The sequence below is a fragment of the Arenibaculum sp. genome, assembly GCF_035998295.1.
GTDB lineage: Bacteria > Pseudomonadota > Alphaproteobacteria > Azospirillales > Azospirillaceae > DASYHS01.
On the sequence record NZ_DASYHS010000152.1, the window covers coordinates 1 to 3054 of the forward strand.

At 71.4% G+C, this 3054-nt stretch carries 4 protein-coding genes; 1 reads left to right on the forward strand and 3 read right to left on the reverse strand.

The genetic code is table 11. The annotated features are described in order from the left end of the window. Positions 1-1180: hypothetical protein (locus VGO20_RS14965; protein ID WP_327503169.1), on the forward strand; the 1180-nt coding region annotated here is incomplete at its 5' end. A gap of 24 nt (positions 1181-1204) precedes the next feature. Here the strand turns inward: VGO20_RS14965 and VGO20_RS14970 are convergent. From VGO20_RS14970 to VGO20_RS14980, 3 genes are all read right to left on the reverse strand, one after another. Further along, on the reverse strand, positions 1205-1936 hold the full coding sequence (locus VGO20_RS14970; RefSeq protein ID WP_327503170.1) for an SDR family oxidoreductase: 732 nt from the start codon (positions 1934-1936) through the stop codon (positions 1205-1207). 16 nt (positions 1937-1952) lie between these two features. Next, positions 1953-2642 (reverse strand): DNA polymerase III subunit epsilon, encoded by a 690-nt coding sequence (gene dnaQ / locus VGO20_RS14975; RefSeq protein WP_327503172.1) that lies wholly within the window; start codon positions 2640-2642, stop codon positions 1953-1955. 40 nt (positions 2643-2682) lie between these two features. Next, the coding region (locus tag VGO20_RS14980; protein ID WP_327503171.1) for a dephospho-CoA kinase at positions 2683-3054 on the reverse strand (372 nt) is incomplete at its 5' end.

Genomic DNA, 3054 nt, shown 5'->3' on the forward strand with positions numbered 1-3054 from the left:
CCTGGCCTCGGCCGCCAACACCGGGCCCGTGACCCTGGACGCCGGGCCGGGGGCGGTGAGCCTGCGCAGGGGCGACGGCACCGTGCCGCTCGCCGCCGGCGACCTGCGCCCCGGCCACGTCGTCGGCGTGAAGTACGACGCCTCCGGCGGCGGGCGCTTCCGGCTGCTCCATCCGGCGCTGCCGGCGCCGACCGCCGCCGACGCGGGCAGGACGCTCCAGGTCGACGCCGCCGGCACCGGCTATCAACTGGCCGGGCCGCTTCACGGCTTCAGGAACTCGGTCATGAACCCGGCCTTCGACGTTTGGCAGCGCGGCACCAGCTTTTCGAATACCACGGGATACACGGTCGACCGCTGGTACACGCCCGGTTTCGACAGCGTGTCGCGGCAGGAATTTCCAGCCGACCAGACGGACGTTCCCGACAATCCCCGCTACTTCCTGCGCTGCGCCAAGACGACGGCCACGACGCAGGACCGCGTCGACCACCGGATGGAAGACCTGACCCGCTTCTTCGGCCGGCGGATCACGGTCAGCTTCCATGCCCGGGCGGGAGCGCCCGTGACGACGACATGGTTCATCGGGCGTGAATATGGAGCCGGAGGGTCGGGTCCCGCCTACGAAAGCATCGGCAGCGCCGGCCTGACCAGTGCTTGGCAGAAGTTCACCTTCACCTACACCGTTCCGCCCCAGGGGGCCGCGACATTGGGCACCGGCCACTTCCTCGTTCTTCACAAGAGCGACAACTCGGGAGCGGTCTATATCCTCGACATTGCCAATGTTCAGGTGGAATTCGGCCCCGTTGCCACGCCTCTCGAGCGGCGGCCGTTCGGGATCGAGTTGACGCTGTGCCAACGGTACTACGCGAAGAGCCTGCCTTATGGAATGGCTCCCGACGACGGGACGAACGTCTACGGCAATGCCCTCTTCTCGCGCGTCGAGGTCAGCGGGCACATATACCAGATGCAGGCCTTCCCGGTGCCGATGCGCGCCATTCCCGTCGTGACCTTCTACAATCCGAGGCAGGGTGGAGCGGTCGGACGATGGTCCGACGGCGTCGCCGACGCCAACGCGCCGGCCGGTATCGGCCATGTCAACACGAATGGCTTTCTCGGCGACACCGGGGCCATCGTGGCGACGGGCAACTGGTACTTGCACTGGGCAGCGGACGCGGAACTATGACGCGGCCGGCGGCGGCCGGATCGCTCACATCGGCTCGAAGTGGAAGGACTTGATGAAGCAATCCCGGGGCTGGCCGATCGCGAAGGCGATGCAGTCGATCAGCGACTGCGGGGCCAGCCCCGATCCGGGCCCGCGCGGCGTCGCGTCCCAGTCGGGGCCGAGCGGGTCGGGGTTGCGGAAATCGGGCGGGTAGAGCGAGATGACCCGGATGCCTTCAGCGCGCAGCCGACGGCCCAGGATGTCCGCGAACCCCGCCTGGGCGTGCTTGGCGGCATAGAAGGCGTCGTGCGCGGGGGAGCCGGAGAAGCCCGGCACCCCGCAGGACGACACCAGGGTGACGATGTCCGGGCGTGCCGAGGCGCGCAGCAGCGGCAGGAAATGCTTCACCGCCAGGATCGTCCCGGTCGCGGCCGACGCGATCGTCTCGACGATGTCGGCATCCGCCGCCGCGGTCAGGTCCTCGCCCTCCAGCCAGCGCGCCGCGTTGTTGACGAGAACGTCGACATGGCCGGTGATGTCGCCGACACCGGCCGCGAAGCGCTGGACCTCCTCCGGGCGTGCGAGGTCGCAGCCGAAGGCATGAACGCGCCCGCCAGGGCCGAGGCCGGCGATCTCGTCGGCCACCCGGCGCGCCGCGTCCAGGCTGCGGGCCGACAGGAACACCTGCGCGCCGCCGCGCGCGAAATGGATCGCGAGGCTGCGGCCGAAATCGCGGCCGGCGCCGGTGACGACGACGCGGAGACCCGCGAACGGCATGACGGCCTCCCCGGGCTCAGGCCTCGGCGCGCCAGATCGGTTCCTTCAGCTTGTCGAGCAGCGCCGCGTGGGCCTCGATCTCCTCGGGCAGGGGCGCGTGCGGCCGCGGTTCGCGGAAGGCGCGCGGCGTCTCGATCCCGGCGGTTCCCGCCGCCGTGCCGTCCCCGCGCGCCGCACCCAGCACCAGGTCGGGCTGGCGGCCGCCGCACAGCTCCAGATAGACCTCGCCCAGGAGCTGGGCGTCGAGCAGCGCCCCGTGCAGCACGCGGTTGGAGTTGTCGATCCCGAAGCGCCGGCACAGCGCGTCCAGGCTGGCCGGCGCTCCCGGGAACTTCTGGCGGGCCATCGCCACCGTGTCGAGCGCGCGCGTCATCGGCAGCGTCTTCAGGCCGAGGCGCGTCAGCTCGGCGTTGATGAAGCGCATGTCGAACTCGGCGTTGTGGATCACGAGCCGGGACTCGCCGACGAAGTCCAGGAACTCGCCGACGACCGCGGCGAACACCGGCTCGTTCGCCAGGCGGTCGGCGGTCAGCCCGTGGACGGCCGCCGCCTCGGGCGGGACGTCGCGCTCGGGATTGATGTAGCGGTGGAAATGCGCGCCCGTCGGCATGTGGTTGATCAGCTCGACGCAGCCGATCTCCACGATGCGGTGGCCCTGCAGCGGGTCGAACCCGGTCGTCTCGGTATCGAGGGCGATCTCGCGCAGCATTCCCGTCCTCACTCCTGCCGGCCGACGTGCCGGACCGTCATCCCTCCCGGCCCACGGGCCGGACCGCCACCATGCGGCGGCCGGACCCGTAGCGCAAGCGCCGGATCGGCGCGTAGCCGCGCGGCGGCCAGACGCGGCCCTCGCGCGGCTTCAGCCCGGCGACGAGCCGTTCCAGCGCCGCGCGGGTCGGCGCCCGGCCGAGGCCGGTCGGCACGACGAAGTCCGCGCGCCGGCGCTTCTCCCGGTCGGGCATCTGGCGGGCCAGGATCTGCGCCAGCTTGCCCGGCGTCATGCCGGGCCGCGCCAGCACCCGGGCGCGCTGGACGAAGGCCGGCGCGCTCACCACCGCGATCGCGTCGACGCGGCGCTCGTTGCCGGACTCGAACAGCAGCGGGATGTCCAGCACCGC

What these genes read in the sequence shown, in the direction of transcription:
- VGO20_RS14970 (WP_327503170.1), bottom strand. Translation starts at nt 1,936, where the DNA reads ATGCCGTTCGCGGGTCTCCGCGTCGTCGTCACCGGCGCCGGCCGCGAT.